Source organism: Alkaliphilus metalliredigens QYMF, from assembly GCF_000016985.1.
Taxonomy (GTDB): Bacteria; Bacillota; Clostridia; order Peptostreptococcales; family Natronincolaceae; genus Alkaliphilus_A; species Alkaliphilus_A metalliredigens.
This window is the reverse complement of record NC_009633.1, coordinates 2,392,153-2,406,975: the sequence shown is the minus strand read 5'-3', so window position 1 is coordinate 2,406,975 and position 14,823 is coordinate 2,392,153. Positions and strand designations below refer to the sequence as shown.

General features: G+C 34.4%; 17 protein-coding genes and 1 tRNA gene. 2 read left to right on the top strand and 16 right to left on the bottom strand.

Annotated elements, in window-relative coordinates; genetic code table 11:
- Positions 1 to 40 precede the first annotated feature (40 nt).
- The 5 genes from ruvB to AMET_RS11545 form a co-directional block, all read right to left on the bottom strand.
- The gene (ruvB, locus tag AMET_RS11565) at positions 41 to 1,051 is read right to left on the bottom strand and encodes a Holliday junction branch migration DNA helicase RuvB (protein ID WP_012063468.1); all 1,011 of its coding nucleotides are present in this window, start codon (positions 1,049 to 1,051) and stop codon (positions 41 to 43) included.
- 14 nt (positions 1,052 to 1,065) lie between these two features.
- Entirely contained in the window at positions 1,066 to 1,650 is a 585-nt protein-coding gene (ruvA, locus tag AMET_RS11560; RefSeq protein ID WP_012063467.1) for a Holliday junction branch migration protein RuvA, read from the bottom strand.
- Between the two features lie 23 nt (positions 1,651 to 1,673).
- Entirely contained in the window at positions 1,674 to 2,168 is a 495-nt protein-coding gene (gene ruvC, locus AMET_RS11555; RefSeq protein WP_012063466.1) for a crossover junction endodeoxyribonuclease RuvC, read from the bottom strand.
- 207 nt (positions 2,169 to 2,375) lie between these two features.
- A complete protein-coding gene (locus AMET_RS11550) occupies positions 2,376 to 3,053 on the bottom strand; it encodes a BofC C-terminal domain-containing protein (protein ID WP_012063465.1) in 678 nt (225 codons plus the stop codon).
- Positions 3,054 to 3,105: 52 nt separating this feature from the next.
- Positions 3,106 to 4,302 carry a hypothetical protein gene (locus AMET_RS11545; RefSeq protein WP_012063464.1) on the bottom strand — a complete coding sequence of 399 codons (1,197 nt, stop codon included), beginning with the start codon at positions 4,300 to 4,302 and terminating at the stop codon, positions 3,106 to 3,108.
- Between the two features lie 114 nt (positions 4,303 to 4,416).
- Here AMET_RS11545 and AMET_RS11540 point away from each other — a divergent pair, with 114 nt between their 5' ends.
- Complete coding sequence (locus AMET_RS11540) at positions 4,417 to 4,851, top strand: hypothetical protein (RefSeq protein ID WP_041720714.1); 435 nt, start codon at positions 4,417 to 4,419, stop codon at positions 4,849 to 4,851.
- Between the two features lie 90 nt (positions 4,852 to 4,941).
- Positions 4,942 to 5,142, top strand: a complete 201-nt coding sequence (locus tag AMET_RS11535; RefSeq protein ID WP_012063463.1) for a DUF378 domain-containing protein — start codon at positions 4,942 to 4,944, stop codon at positions 5,140 to 5,142.
- A gap of 29 nt (positions 5,143 to 5,171) precedes the next feature.
- Here AMET_RS11535 and AMET_RS11530 read toward each other — a convergent pair whose 3' ends face one another.
- From AMET_RS11530 to selB, 11 genes are all read right to left on the bottom strand, one after another.
- Positions 5,172 to 5,639, bottom strand: a complete 468-nt coding sequence (locus tag AMET_RS11530) for a Fur family transcriptional regulator (RefSeq protein ID WP_012063462.1) — start codon at positions 5,637 to 5,639, stop codon at positions 5,172 to 5,174.
- Positions 5,640 to 5,776: 137 nt separating this feature from the next.
- Complete coding sequence (gene truA / locus AMET_RS11525) at positions 5,777 to 6,523, bottom strand: tRNA pseudouridine(38-40) synthase TruA (protein ID WP_012063461.1); 747 nt, start codon at positions 6,521 to 6,523, stop codon at positions 5,777 to 5,779.
- A gap of 399 nt (positions 6,524 to 6,922) precedes the next feature.
- Positions 6,923 to 7,019, bottom strand: a tRNA-Sec gene (locus AMET_RS11520).
- 581 nt (positions 7,020 to 7,600) lie between these two features.
- Positions 7,601 to 8,620, bottom strand: a complete 1,020-nt coding sequence (locus AMET_RS11515) for an alpha/beta fold hydrolase (RefSeq protein ID WP_012063460.1) — start codon at positions 8,618 to 8,620, stop codon at positions 7,601 to 7,603.
- Between the two features lie 49 nt (positions 8,621 to 8,669).
- Positions 8,670 to 8,912 carry a hypothetical protein gene (locus tag AMET_RS11510; RefSeq protein WP_041720712.1) on the bottom strand — a complete coding sequence of 81 codons (243 nt, stop codon included), beginning with the start codon at positions 8,910 to 8,912 and terminating at the stop codon, positions 8,670 to 8,672.
- A gap of 15 nt (positions 8,913 to 8,927) precedes the next feature.
- Entirely contained in the window at positions 8,928 to 9,257 is a 330-nt protein-coding gene (locus tag AMET_RS11505; protein ID WP_198135424.1) for a hypothetical protein, read from the bottom strand.
- Positions 9,258 to 9,566: 309 nt separating this feature from the next.
- A complete protein-coding gene (locus AMET_RS27375; RefSeq protein ID WP_083760971.1) occupies positions 9,567 to 9,650 on the bottom strand; it encodes an FMN-binding protein in 84 nt (27 codons plus the stop codon).
- Positions 9,651 to 9,882: 232 nt separating this feature from the next.
- Positions 9,883 to 10,740, bottom strand: a complete 858-nt coding sequence (locus tag AMET_RS11500) for a GerMN domain-containing protein (RefSeq protein ID WP_012063459.1) — start codon at positions 10,738 to 10,740, stop codon at positions 9,883 to 9,885.
- 28 nt (positions 10,741 to 10,768) lie between these two features.
- Positions 10,769 to 12,124, bottom strand: coding sequence for a sensor histidine kinase (locus AMET_RS11495; protein WP_012063458.1), 1,356 nt, complete (start codon positions 12,122 to 12,124; stop codon positions 10,769 to 10,771).
- Positions 12,125 to 12,188: 64 nt separating this feature from the next.
- Complete coding sequence (locus tag AMET_RS11490) at positions 12,189 to 12,878, bottom strand: response regulator transcription factor (protein WP_012063457.1); 690 nt, start codon at positions 12,876 to 12,878, stop codon at positions 12,189 to 12,191.
- 38 nt (positions 12,879 to 12,916) lie between these two features.
- Complete coding sequence (gene selB, locus AMET_RS11485; RefSeq protein ID WP_012063456.1) at positions 12,917 to 14,812, bottom strand: selenocysteine-specific translation elongation factor; 1,896 nt, start codon at positions 14,810 to 14,812, stop codon at positions 12,917 to 12,919.
- Between the last annotated feature and the right edge of the window lie 11 nt (positions 14,813 to 14,823).

Genomic DNA, 14,823 nt, shown 5'->3' with positions numbered 1-14,823 from the left:
AAAAAGATGAAATTCCTTGTTTTATTTCCATTTCCATCACCTACTCTGCACTTGGAATATTAAAGTGTTCATATGCTTTTTGCATGACAATACGTCCCCTAGGTGTTCTGTTAATAAAGCCCATTTGCAATAAATAAGGTTCATATACATCCTCTATTGTATTTCTTTCCTCTCCAGTTGTTGCGGCTAAGGTGTCTAGCCCTACTGGCCCCCCATTAAAGTTATAAATCATGGTTTCAATCATTTTCTTATCTGTATTGTCTAAACCTAAGGAGTCAACCTCTAGTAGAATCAAAGCTTCTTCTGCAACACGTTTAGTAATTCTACCATCGCTCTTAACTTGTGCATAATCTCTGACTCTTCTTAAAAGACGATTAGCAATCCGAGGGGTGCCTCTAGACCTTGAAGCGATTTCAGTGGCTCCTTCATCATCAATATATGCATCAAGAATTCTTGCTGAACGTTTTACGATAGCAGTTAATTGTTTATTGTTATACAGCTCCAACTTGCATATGACACCAAATCGATCTCTAAGAGGAGAGGATAATTGTCCTGCCCTGGTGGTTGCACCTATTAGTGTGAATTGTGATAAATCTAAACGAATCGAACGGGCACTTGGTCCTTTTCCAATAATGATATCTAAGGCAAAGTCCTCCATTGCTGGGTAAAGTACCTCTTCTACCGTACGGTTTAAACGATGAATTTCATCAATAAACAACACATCATTCGCTGCAAGATTTGTTAATATAGCAGCTAAATCACCTGGTCTCTCAATAGCCGGTCCGGAAGTTATTTTAATATTGACATTCATCTCATTGGCAATAATATTTGCCAATGTTGTTTTTCCTAAGCCAGGCGGTCCATAAAGCAATACATGATCTAGAGGCTCCTGACGTTGTTTTGCTGCTTCGATAAATATCTTGAGCCTTTCTTTAACGCTATTTTGACCAATATAATCAACTAGAAATTTAGGCCTCAAACCATTTTCCAGTATTAGGTCCTCTTCCTTAGGCTGATTTGTAATCATCCGTTCTTCTTCCTGATCCTGCATCCTACCCCTCCGTTCTACCTAGCTAACCAATTTAAAGCTTTTCTAATCATTTCTTCTGTGGACAGACTTGTATCTCTTACTGCCGAAGCAGCTTGCTCTCCTTCATGTTTGGTGTAGCCTAAAGCCATTAATGCATCAACGACTTCATTATTGTTTTTGTTCTCATGGTTAAAAAAGTTCTGGTCATATTCGACTTGACTATCATCAATTTTATCCTTTAATTCAAGTATCATTCTTTCCGCTGTTTTCTTACCAACCCCTGGTGATTTTGCAATGGCCTGGGCATCGTTGCTCACTATGTACGCCCCTAATCTCTGGGGAGTATATGTCGATAAAATTCCGGCGGCTACCTTTGGTCCGATCTTTGATACAGATATCAATTTCTTAAACATTGCTAATTCTTCTTTATCTACAAAGCCATATAAATGCGCTTCATCTTCTCTCAATACAAAGTGTGTAAAAAGCGTGGATACTTGTCCTATCTTAACCTGTGATGCACTATTTATCGAACTATTAATTCGATAACCAATGCCATTGACCTCCACAATAATTTTATCTATCTGGGCTTCTACAATCATACCTTTCATATACTCAAACAATCCGTGTTCCTCCCTTCAAATCACTACTTCACTTTAAATAAACTTTGAAAATGACCAGAGTGGGCATGGCATACAGCTACTGCCAAAGCATCGGCTACATCATCTGGCTTTGGTGCCTGTTCTAAGTTAAGCAATATTTTAATCATCTGTTGCACTTGTTTTTTTTCCGCTCTACCATATCCTACAACTGCTTGTTTTACCTGTAGTGGTGTATACTCGTATATTTCTTTTTCATGTATTGCAGCAGCTAAAACAGCAACCCCTCTAGCATGACTCACCACCATGGCTGTTGTTGTATTTGTATTAAAAAAAAGTTCTTCAATTGCCACAGCATCCGGTTGATATTCTGATATGAGTTCATCTAGTCTCAAATAGATCTCTTTTAATCTTTGTGGTGTGGCCATCTTACTTGAGGTTTTGATAGCCCCATAATCTATTACTTTAAATTTATTGCCCTCATACTTAACAATTCCATAGCCTAGGATTGCAATCCCTGGGTCAATTCCTAATATGATCATCAAGTTGTCCTCCTTTTACTGCCAGTCTTTGGCTATATGCACTTCTTTTCCTTATTTAGTTTAACATAATATTCCTCAAAATGCGATATATCTATGGGTATAGGCCGAAATCCATTATTATCATTAAAAGCTCCACAGTATTGTAGTGGCCTCAACCAAAATAGAAGACATTCTTCCTATAATGATTGGATGAATGCCTCCTATTATTTAACTACTATAATCTTCTAATATTTGTTCAACTTCCCGTTCTGTTTTCTTGAGAATGCCTCGTTTCAGTTTTTCTTGGTCTACAGGCGGTAATGTAGCTATGGAAATCCTTGTTTCTCGAATTAAACTTTTTAAACCTCTTTCATTAAAATGATAAACAACAATGTATCCATCTTTTTCTGCCACTAGAAAATAATTCAAATGCGCTGGACAAACTTCATTTTTTTCTTCCATCAATACAACTTCATTGGTGGTAAAGGATAAAATAGTTTGTTGATTCTGTTGGCTTTCTAGGTATGCTTTTAGTTGGCTCTCTTCAAATCCAACCCACGCCTCTAAGAGATCCATCCTCTCTTCCACCGTGCTTCCACACTGCGTATACACAGTTTTGAGTTTGATGTTGGTTTCATTTGATATGAGATTCTCATAATTGCTAGCAGGCCAATCTTCTTCTCTATCTGTATACTCATTATTAATATTGATATTGGTCTCTTCATTGTATTCATGTATTTGACCTTCATCAGCTGTATTTTCTGACTGTTGTTCATAACGATAAGGACTTTCCTCAATTTCACTTCCTCCATAACGGTAATATCCAAGGATAAAACCTCCGAAGCTGAATAATAATCCAATGGCGAAGAAAGTGACATAGAAAGGCACACCTTTCCTTCTTCTCATAAAACAACCTCCTTGTTCTTATAGGAAGTTATTTTAACCAATTGATACAAATTTATACCTTGGACTGAAACTGACCAATAAATTCAATGAAATCAGTCATTTCTCCTTCCGCATATTGATAGATAACAGATTCATTGATCTCATATTTTTTTGAAACTTGAGCATTTTCAGAGCTAATTTGACCTAACACAAAATCCTGGAGTTCATCTTCTTCAGCTGCATTATAATAGCACACAATAAGTTGACTTCTTTGGTTTACAAAATAAATTGCTCGTAAATCACCACTCAAATAATAAATGTCTTTTTCAACATGCTTATTATTTGGGTAATATTCAACAAACATCCTTCCTTGTATAAACTCATATTCTAATAAACTTCGTTTGTTTTCCAGTAATTTATTTATTAGTTTTTCTGAATTTTCAATTCCTGTAAAAATTTTAATGTATTCGATTTTTTGTATTTCAATTTTTACTTCCTCTGGGGAAAATGTTTTTTCTTTTATAATCGATGCCTCTAAGACCCGCCACTCCCGTTCAATTCTTTTAATCTTGATTCGAGAAACAATTTCTTTATACCCCTCACATGTATCGATAATTGAAGTCATAGAATAAATCAAAGACATCTCGTTCTTTTCAATGAATTGTATTGTATTTTTCAATAATTGTGATGCCTCTGAAGCGATTTCAAAGTCCACGGGAAGAAATATATTATGATCGGCAATAAGATGATTCATTCCCTCTATATCTTTACCTGTAGCCCTCATCATAAAGTAGTTTAGCAACGCCATAGAAGAGTATATTTTTTCAAAAATTTTGTCTTTTAATAATGAAGGTTGGTTTTGAATGAATATCTGGAAATACTCACCAATAAACTTATATTCTTCCAGTGGATCAGGTAGTGGTTTGTTGTACTTTTTATTTTCTTTCATAAAGCAAGAAACCAAATGAATTGCTTCACTTTTGGTTATGTTATTTCTTTTGCCACCTAGGTTAGCCATAAACTGCTCAGTATAATAATCATATTCACTTGGCTTATTTGTTTTCATGCTTTTATAGTCATAAATTCCATGTTCTTCTGAGTCCAATAAAAACCACTGAATTAACTGCGTTTTTTCATCAGTTATTTTCCAATGAATCTTGACTGCCATCACTCCCATCAGCCTGGTTTGTGTAACCATAGCAGAAACAAACTGATATTTTACGTATTCTTTACCACCTTTGATGATATTAAATTTTTTATATTTATTCATCGGCTCATCCACCTCACTACCTATTTCTTAAATGCTAATTTAGTTCTTACCAGATATTACCCCTTTTTCTCAATTGATATCAATAAACTTCTATTATTAAGGAGGTTTTATGCTTTGAAAAAATCATATACTATTATCATACCTCTGACTAGTCTTTTAAAAAACCTTTTTACTCTTGGACTTTTATTGATGTCCAGTCAATACTTGTTGGATTCTTTTCCGGTTAGTAATTATTATCAATATGAAGGTATGAATTTTTCAATCTATCAATTGATCCATTCACCTGGGGAGTTTATTGGTATGTTTTTATTTTTTATTTCCACATTAGCCTTTGCTTCTAATGTTACCTTCAAGGGTTTTGTCTTTTCATATTTGAATTGGACTATTTTAGGCTTTATTATTAAGTTTTCCCTTATATCATGGAATATTGCTATCCTTTTTACAACTTGTTATCTGTCTTTCTATTTTATGTCCATTGAAGGTATTATACTGTTTGCCCTTATTATCGCTATGAATTCCCTCATCTATTTTAATGGCCATTTTTCTTAGTTTAAATTTTTTTTATAAATGAGTATTTTTATAAATAAATGACACATACTATTATCGATATTACTCAGTTATATTGAAGGAGGAATCAGTGTGGATAGACTAGCTTTAATTTTAGTTATTATTGGTGCACTTAATTGGGGATTGATTGGTTTGTTTCAGTTTGATTTAGTAGCTACATTATTTGGTGGCCAAGCATCCTTGCTCAGTAGAATTGTTTACACATTAGTTGGTGTCGCAGGAGCTTACAGCATTAGTTTGCTTTTCAGAGAACGTACTGTTACGAAAGAATAATAGACATTACCCATTTTGGGTAATGTCTATTATTTTGATACTTTTTGTTTTTTATTCAATTTATCGCAGCTCATATTATTTCCACATTTCTTACAATATCCATAAATTTCCAGTTTATGGTCAACCGGTGTGAAATCTTGCAGTTGTTTATTACTAATTCTCATTTCATCAAAGGGGCAATAGTCAATTGTTTTCGCATCTCCACATGATAAACAAATCAAATGATGATGGTGATGATTTTCTATGTCTAATTCATAGTTATTGATGCCATTATCTAGATTAATCCTCTTGAGGATTCCTACCTCAGTTAGGGTTTCTAGGTTTCTATATACCGTTGAGAAGTTTAGCTTGTCGGTGTATTTCGAAACAATTTCTAGCACTTCAGCTGCAGTTAATAAATGTTTTTCAGGGTTCTGAAAGGCTTCTAATATGGCCTTTCTTTGATTTGTTATTTTCAACCCTTTTTCTTTCAAATGTTTTTCTATGCTTTCTTTCAATAAGATCCTCTCCTAACAAGACATTCATTTCTATTATTTTATCATACAAGACAATCAATTTGTTTGTCAAATAAGAAGACCTGTTAGTCATAATCCTTGTTAACTGTTCCCATTCATTATCCCATTCTTTATACCAACTAGTATTCCACACTTAATAAACAAAGTGCTCCTGCACTGGCTTTATGACCTACATCATTCATATTCTTAGATTCAAAAGCTTTCTCAATTGTATTCATAGGTAATTGACCAAGACCGATTTGGATTAATGTACCTACGATTACTCTTTCCATATTCAATAAAAATCCATTTGCTGTCATCGTAATAATAATCTCGTTTCTAGTTTCCATTACATCAAGAGAAACCATTGTTTTGATTGATTTTGTTGTTTTCCTATTCGTCGTAAAAGCTAAGAAATCATGTTCACCTACAAGGTACTTTCCAGCTTTTTTAATTTTAGTTACATCTACTGTTTGGTTCATTAAGTTAACATATTGTCTCTCAAACAAAGGACGATTAGGAGCATCTTTTTTCCATAGGCGATATTCATAAGTTGCACTTTTCATTAAATATCTACTATGAAATCTTTCATCAGCAGTTTCTACTGATAATATAATAATATCATCAGTTAAGTATTTTTCAAAATAGTCAAAGATTTCCTTTTCATCTAATCGACTATTGGGTGCGATAAAATTAACAATTTGTCCTTTAGAATGTACCCCCGCATCAGTGCTAACTGCACTAATCACCTCTACTTCTTCTTCATAAAGCTTTGATAATATTAATTCTAACTTACCTTGGATACTCTTTTCTAAGTTATCTTTTGATTTATTATACCCTGTATATTTTCTACCATCATACGCTATCATCATCTTATAATTTTGCATTTGAGCCCTCCTTTTTCTGGATACCGATCAATACATCTTATCATATATTAAGATAGGTTATTATACATAATGTAATATTAATTGTTAATTGTTAGTAAAAATATTTACTAATATTGACAGTACTTCATTTGGGGTATCTCTTTTTTAGTCCCCTAAAAAACTGTTAATACTATTATTTCCACATAAAACTGTTTAATCCTTTTAAGTTTCCTATATTAATACTCATGTTGGGGAATAGATGTGCCATAGGTATGTACACAAAGTAGGTAATCAGGACACTAAATTTCAAAAACAGATCGCAGAGCAGAAATCCATCATTGAACACACTGGTTCTAACTATTTCCAAAAACAAGAAAACGGCTACAACATAAATGTCATAACCGTTCAAATTTAAATGTTTGGCGGGAGTACGTGGGAATCGAACCCACCCAAGAGGCTACTAACCCCTCGCGCTGGTTTTGAAGACCAGAGGGCACACCAGAACCCATCTACCCCCATATGATATTGATTGTTGCCACTAGAGTATTATAGCATAGCTGATTATGATATTCAACATAAATCTTCTTGTTTTCGTCGGCATGCGACGTCGTTTTGACGTCGTAATAGGAACAGCTAGCAGAATCTAATTAAAACTATTTAAAACTCCGCCTTGAATCCGCTATAAAATACCCTATTATTACTCGACCATTATTAATATATATTGACTCGGCTCTTTACCGACAAAATGTTGTTTTGGGTAAAGATTGATTTAAAATGCTGTGCTTTATTTTGGTAATTATATAAATTTCTGTTACAATTCAAGAAAGAAGCAATATTGCTTATCTGTTCCATAAAGTGTACTTTTTGGAATAACTAATCAAATAATGCATTTTCAATTAAAAATGTTCATAGGGGAATTTTCAACTATTATACTAGGGTAATTTTAGATTATCATAAACATTTTTTCTTGACCATAGATTTTACCATAATTACTCTTATCATTGTCATATTCCGAATCACTTCGATTAACATTCCGCCTGTACCGCATGCAGGGTCAATAATCGTTCTGATATGGGGGTAGATGGGTTGCTGAGTTATTTATGATAAACCCTCAAAATGTGAAACTATATTTTTTATTAAAGTATCCATATCTGGTACAGGAAAGACATGACCCATACCATCTATCCACAAGCCCTTTGCATTTGGTATCAGTTCCACCAGTTTCTTTCCATGTTCAATTGGCATAAACCGATCGTCTGTTCCATGAATTACTAGAGTAGGAATTTCTATCGTTTTTAGTTTATCATATCGTGATGGTGAAATTTCCACAGCTCTGCGATGTTGAAATAATACCATCATGTTAAAACCCTTTCGCTTTCGAAGATCATATAAAGCCACCTCAGCAATTTCTTTGATGTCGACGTCATATCCTAACCCACTAATTGTTTTCGCAATCCGTCCCTTAATCAAATTTTTCTCACCACCTGCTATACGATACTTTAACAATGGAATTCCCTTCACCATAGAACTAAAAAAGTAACGCGAGGTTAGTCCTGGTAATTCAGGATCTATAGCATGACCCGTTGTCAACATCAGCGTAAGAGTGGTAACTCTATCAGGATGATTGATAGCAATTTCTTGTGCTATCATCCCTCCCATAGATAGCCCAACAATATGTGCTTCATTTATTTGAAGTGCATCTAGTACCGCAACAGCATCTCCTGCCATATCTACTAACGAATATGGATTTTTATTATCCCAATCAGCAACCCAATCAGACATCCCTGTTCCTCTTTGGTCGTAACGAATTACCTGATAGCCGGAGTCAACAAATTCCCGCACAAATTTTGGAGGCCAATCTAAAGCACTCGCTCCCATTCCAATGTTAAGCAAAACTGTCCCTTTCGACTGACCTTCAGGAGAAATATTCTCATACCAAATATCCAAACCGTCTGATGTAACAACACCTGTTTTACCAGTAAACAGTTCGGGCAACTCATTATTTAGTACCTCATCGATAATAGCATCCGTTTCTGCTGGGAGTTTTGGACCTGCTATAAAGATCCAAATTGTTAAGCTTGCTAAAATCGTTAAAAAAATAGTACCAACTATAATCATAGCTCTCCTTCTCCTTTTTAATGTATTTGCTTTTTTATGATGTATGGGTTTACAACTTCTTTTTATAAAATAATTTTCTCAATACCATCAAATAGACTTCCATGTCGGTGATGATACACTCATAATCTAATTCTTTTAGCGATAATTTTGCTTTTTCTATTTCTTTTGTAGCAAAGCCTTCTATAGTCCACATAATCATGTTAATGGCTATATCTGTATCTATATCTATATCTATATCTATATCTATATCTATATCATCTTTAAATTTAGATCTATCGGTATTTTCAAACAATTCAGGCTTTAATACCTAAAGTGGTAATTTCCGTTTATTAAAAATATATATTGATGCACCATACAAAATAACTCTAAGTATAAAAAAGCTTATTGCTGTTGATAATATATCTACGCTACCATTAATAATTTTCGCAGGGTTAAAATATCTAAAAATACTGATTTTATTCAGCCATATATCCAAACCAGTGCTTTCAAGGCATTCAATATCTTTTGACGATTTTACGATGACAGTATATACTTTTCCTTGTTGTGCTTCTAAGTTCATTGTTTGATCAGTAATCACAAGCCTACCATCTTTTATAATAGAGATACGATCACAGGTACGGTTCACTTCTTCAAACACATGATTATGTGGACTATTGAAGGCTTTGCTAGTCATATAACTCAAACGTACCTTCAACCAGTGACCTGACTACAACCTTCTCAATTAACCTACCAAACAACTCTCCATCAAATTTATCAGCCACTATTTTCCAATAAATTTCGATATTTTTCAACAACTACCAAAAAAATAACTCAAATCCCCTAATTATCCCTATTCTCAATCTGCTCTTGTCCAAAAAAAGACACCCACTTTTCAGCAGATGCCCTATTTTTCCCTCAATACATATATTCCTATACTGTTTTTTCATTTTATGACTTGTAATACTTTTCAATTGGCAACTAAGGCTTCCTCAACTGCTTTTAATATTACTTTGCTGCTAACAGTTGATCCTGATACTGTATCAACCTGCATTGTGCAGTAGAAGTGAATTTAGGGTTCCCCCTCCGACGTCATTTGGACGTCTAAGTATTTATAAATAACAAAAACAACGAAAACCACTTGAAACTGGTTTAGTCTCAAATGGTTATTATTCTATATTATAAGCATTTATTTAACATTCTCTGAAACTATGTAAAAACTTCTTAGTTTTGTCAACGTATGTCGTCATTCTAATATCATGAAATCATATAAAGTCACCATACTCTTATTCAATATCATCTATTACAATTTTCCACTCTCCCAAGTGATTTCTAAAGTGAAAGGGTTCTCCAATATGTTCAATTATTTCACCATTAAAATTCTCCTCATCATAATCTACTTTTAGCACGATTTCATTTTCCATATATTGTGTGCTGTACTTAGTTATTTTATGTTTTTCAATATGTCCTTTATTTATCAACATATATCGATAGAAGTTTAAATAGTCAATGTTTTGACTAAGGGGAATGTATAATTCATCGTAAGCTCTTCTATAATCCTGTTCATCAATTACCTGAAAATAGCGTTTAAGTACTTCGTGGGGGTAAGGCAATTCCTCTCTCATCACCTTTTCATTTCGGTCAAATATTTGCTTTAAAGAGACATACTGTTGGTATTGATTTAGTGTTTCTCCATCTACTAAAATCTGTACGTCATCTATTTTATTGAGTTCCGTTAGTGTGTTTACAATCGAGTAAATTGTAATAGACTCATCATGTATTTTTTCATCAAATTCCCAGATGAATTCCTGAGAAAGATTAACATATGCTGTTGAACCAATGATTATGACACCCTGGACCTTTGTTTCCCTTGGAAGGGTTTCAAGTAAATGTTCTTCTGTAGGTCCATTAATGAGCTCTTTTACAATCATCTCTTCAGCGGATTCAAAAGTCCTCTCAATTACTCTTGTCTCCCTTTCTAATGATCTTGCTCCCTTAACTTTAAAATAAAGTGTTGTCAATTCAATCTTTCTTTCAGGAAAAGGGCTAATTTCAATCTCATCCATTTCTTGGATTGGCCCACATCCCCATAGCATTGTGCTTATTGTCAAAACTAATAAAAACAACAATCCATTTTTCACCATAAATCCCCCTACAATTCAGATTCAAATACTATAACCCTGTCTTTAAATCTATGGGCAATTTGACATAAACAGTTGTTCCTTTGTGTTCTTTACTCTCCACTTCAATGGTTCCTTGGTGAAGGTGTATAATTTGTTCAGATATTGATAATCCCAATCCAGATCCTCCTGTTTTTCTTGACCGAGCACTGTCTACTCGATAGAATCGTTCAAATATATAGGGCAGTTCTTCTTCAGAAATACCAATACCATTATCAGCGATTTTAATGATGGCACGATTACCTTCACGATAGAGTGTAATGACAACCTTCCCACCATCTTCAGTATATTTGACTGCATTGTAAATGATATTTGTCAGTGCTTGATGAATTTTGCCTTGATCTAAATATATTTGAATCTTATGCCACTGGTTAATAATGATTTTTATTTTTTTTTGTTCAGCTAAAGGTTTGATGGATTGCGTAACCTTTTCAACTAAATAGTTCACATAGGTGATTTCATACTCTATTGTTAATTTATCTTCATTTAGATCTACTAGCATTAATAGACTTTCTATAATTTTATTGAGTCTGTCTATCTCCGTATCTATATCACTTAAAAACTCTCTATAGATGGCAATATCTCCACCTTCTTGCATAAGTAAGGATTCTGAAAGTAGCTTCATTGAAGTTAATGGTGTCTTTAATTCATGGGATACATTGGCCACAAAGTCTCTTCTTTGCTTGTCTATTTGACTTAGTTTTGTACTCATTAAGTTATAGGCTACTCCTAATTGGCTTATTTCATCATTTCCCTTTATGGGAATGCGTCCACCAAACTTTCCCTGAGCAGTTTTTTGCATCGTTTCCGTCAATCGTTTAATCGGTTTTGTAATCAGATTTGCAAATAAAATACTAATCACAGTAATCATTCCCAAACCCAAAAAAGACATAACAATCAGGCGATTAGAAACATTAGCAATTCTATCGTAAACATGTTCTAGGGATACCGATAAAAAAACCACACCCACAACATGACTTTGTCTCGTAATCGGCACACTGGTATACATGGTCCGTCCATACTGTTCAGAATGATATTCTCGGACAACAGTTTCTCCTTTAATACTTCTAATAATATTTGGATGCTCTAATTTTTTATTATTAAACTCATGAAAAGAGTCGTATACGATAATCCTATTTTCATCAGCAATTAAAATCCTACCTTGTATTTGTGCATCAAAAGATTGCATCATTTCCTTCAACGCAAATTGATCGAATTGATGATTTGATTCATAAATGGCTTCAGTAGTCCGGGTAGCTATCATATTGGCCTGGGTGAGTAAATTCATTTCTTTATCTCTTAAGTAATCTTCTTTAATTGTGCGGTATACATATATATTAATAATCATTAGGGCAACTAAAAGTAATAGTAAATAAGTGGAAATGAGCTTCCACCTAATACTAAAAAAGCGATTATTTGGTTCTAAAATAATAGCCTACCCCCCATTTAGTTAAGATATACTTTGGTTGGCTAGAGTTTGATTCTACCTTTTCTCTTAATCTTCTCACATGTACATCTACTGTTCTCAGGTCTCCAAAATATTCATATCCCCATATGATTTCCAATAGCGCCTCCCTACTATAGACCTTACCATGATTTGATGCTAAGAGTAGTAATAGATCAAACTCCTTGGCGGTCAAATTGACTTCTTCCCCATGTATGCTTACTTTTCTGCCCATTGTATTGATTTTAAAGTCATCAATATGAATCACACGTTCTCCCACATTTCCTTCTTTGCTTTGTGCTCTCCTTAGAACTGCTTTTATTCTTGCTTTTAGTTCTAAAATATTAAAGGGTTTTGTCATGTAATCATCAGCGCCATACTCTAGCCCTAGTATTTTAGTCATGTCTTCACCCTTAGCCGTCAGCATAATAATCGGCGTTTGTGAGGTTTGTCTAATTGTTTGACACACCTCCAATCCGTCGATTTTAGGTAGCATTAAATCTAAAATGATTAAATCGAAGGACCCTTTATTAAATTTATCTAAGGCCTCTTCGCCATCAGAGGCAGATAATATTTCGTACCCATCTTGTTCAAGACTATATCTCAATCCTTTCACTAATAACGGTTCATCGTCAACAACTAGCAATTTGTATACCATTTTTTCACCTCTTTTAGGGTTCAATACCTATTTGTATGTTACATTAAGACTCGTGTATCCCCTAGTCGCTTTGTAATCTTGTGGTTGTCGAAATGCTCTAAAATTGCAACCGCAAACTTTCTACTTGTATCTAGAAGATCACGAAACTCCGACAATGTTATTTTTCCGTTTTTCTCAATGTGATCTGACAACTTATTTTTTGCTTCTTTATAGGCATCCATATGAAGTGTGATGTCTGAACTAATTTTAATCAACACCTCATCCATGATCGCCTCGATTACTTGGTTTATTATTTCATTGTCGAATGGTAATTGTTTCGTTACATCCTCTAACCTTGGGGGATTATAAAATTGCTCTCCGTAAGCCTTCTCTAATAAAGCTCTTATTTTTTGATGCTGTTCATTAAACTTGACTTGAAAGGTACTCATGGCCACATATTTTTGGTAGATTTTTATTTCCCCTGCTTCAAAGAGTTTCTGTAAAAAAGAATCAGCAACTTTATTAAACTTAGTGGTAAAAAGCCTGCTGATTAATTCTTCCTTTAACATACCTTTTCTTAAAGGATTCCCCTCATGGTAAGAGCTTAGTAACGTCAATGACTTCTCTTTTAAATCCCCAAAATATTTTTGGTGTAAAACATGTCCCGAACCCAGAAAAACCACCTTGTCTTCTTGTTCTAGTAATTGAATTTGCTCCTTAACTTCTGTTAATTGCAATCCCATTGTTTTGGAAATAAATGAAATATCTGGGTATTCATTGCTATATCGTTCCACTTGCTTCTCAATCACCTCTTTAAGGGTCCCTTTCTCACGTAAGGCCAAATCTTCAATTACTTTTTGATCGAATCTTTTGTGTTTTTGAGGATTGCCATCAATGACAATTGCTCCCCCCAGGGTCTCCATAGGTGAGTATAAACGTATGACAAGTGGATCATCCTTTTTAATAGCAGTCAATTCCTCAAGTCTAAATTGGACAAAGCTGCTTTCACCTGGGAGTAATTCATCTGTTCCCAATAAGCTCACCCTTGCCAATACTTCTGCTGATCCATGATAAATTCTAACCCTGTCTCTATTTTTAATAATTCTTTGTGCATCCTTTAACATATTAAACTTTGCATCTATCATCATTGTTGCTTCTAAGCTATCTATTTGTGCTAAAATAAACCCTCTTTCAATTTCTTCCTTTTTAACATTTGCTAAATTGATTGCGACTCTTTGCCCAGCATAGGCAGTCTTAACAGACTTTCCATGGACCTGAATATTTCTGATTCGAACTTTTTGCTTTGCTGGTAAAATCTCCATGGTATCTTCTACTGTGATTTTCCCCTGCCCCAATGTCCCAGTGACCACAGTTCCAAATCCTGTAATGGTGAATACTCTATCAATAGGCATCCTAGCAGGGCTATTGGTATCTCTAGGACCAGTTTCATTTGTCAGGTGATCTATTTTTTCAACCAATTCTTTAATGCCTATTTGATTAACGGAGTCGACTGCCATCATATCTGCGTCTCTTAAAAAGGTATCCTTCACCCTTTCCTTTATATCTGCCTTAACTAATTCTAGCCACTCCTCATCTACTAATCCCGCCTTGGTAATCACAATGATACCCTTTTTAATATTTAATACAGAAATAATATCTAAATGTTCCTTGGTTTGTGGCATAACCCCTTCGTCAGCTGCCACAACCAACAAAACAATATCCATACCACCAACACCAGCCAACATATTTCTAATAAATTTTTCATGTCCTGGTACATCAATAATACCTGCTCTTTTACCACTTGGCAGGTCAAAATATGTAAAACCCAACTCAATTGAAATCCCTCTTTTTTTCTCTTCCTTTAATCGATCTGTTTCCCTGCCTGTCAGTGCCTTGATCAGCGTTGTCTTTCCATGATCAATATGTCCCGCTGTTCCGATTACTATGTTTTCCACGTGGTCCCTCC

What these genes read in the sequence shown, in the direction of transcription:
- AMET_RS11490 (WP_012063457.1), bottom strand. Translation starts at nt 12,878, where the DNA reads ATGGTATACAAATTGCTAGTTGTTGACGATGAACCGTTATTAGTGAAA.
- truA (WP_012063461.1), bottom strand. Translation starts at nt 6,523, where the DNA reads ATGCAAAATTATAAGATGATGATAGCGTATGATGGTAGAAAATATACA.
- AMET_RS27375 (WP_083760971.1), bottom strand. Translation starts at nt 9,650, where the DNA reads ATGCAGGTTGATACAGTATCAGGATCAACTGTTAGCAGCAAAGTAATA.
- AMET_RS11545 (WP_012063464.1), bottom strand. Translation starts at nt 4,302, where the DNA reads ATGAATAAATATAAAAAATTTAATATCATCAAAGGTGGTAAAGAATAC.
- AMET_RS11515 (WP_012063460.1), bottom strand. Translation starts at nt 8,620, where the DNA reads ATGATTATAGTTGGTACTATTTTTTTAACGATTTTAGCAAGCTTAACA.
- ruvB (WP_012063468.1), bottom strand. Translation starts at nt 1,051, where the DNA reads ATGCAGGATCAGGAAGAAGAACGGATGATTACAAATCAGCCTAAGGAA.
- AMET_RS11550 (WP_012063465.1), bottom strand. Translation starts at nt 3,053, where the DNA reads ATGAGAAGAAGGAAAGGTGTGCCTTTCTATGTCACTTTCTTCGCCATT.
- AMET_RS11500 (WP_012063459.1), bottom strand. Translation starts at nt 10,740, where the DNA reads ATGGTGAAAAATGGATTGTTGTTTTTATTAGTTTTGACAATAAGCACA.
- AMET_RS11495 (WP_012063458.1), bottom strand. Translation starts at nt 12,124, where the DNA reads ATGATTATTAATATATATGTATACCGCACAATTAAAGAAGATTACTTA.
- ruvC (WP_012063466.1), bottom strand. Translation starts at nt 2,168, where the DNA reads ATGATCATATTAGGAATTGACCCAGGGATTGCAATCCTAGGCTATGGA.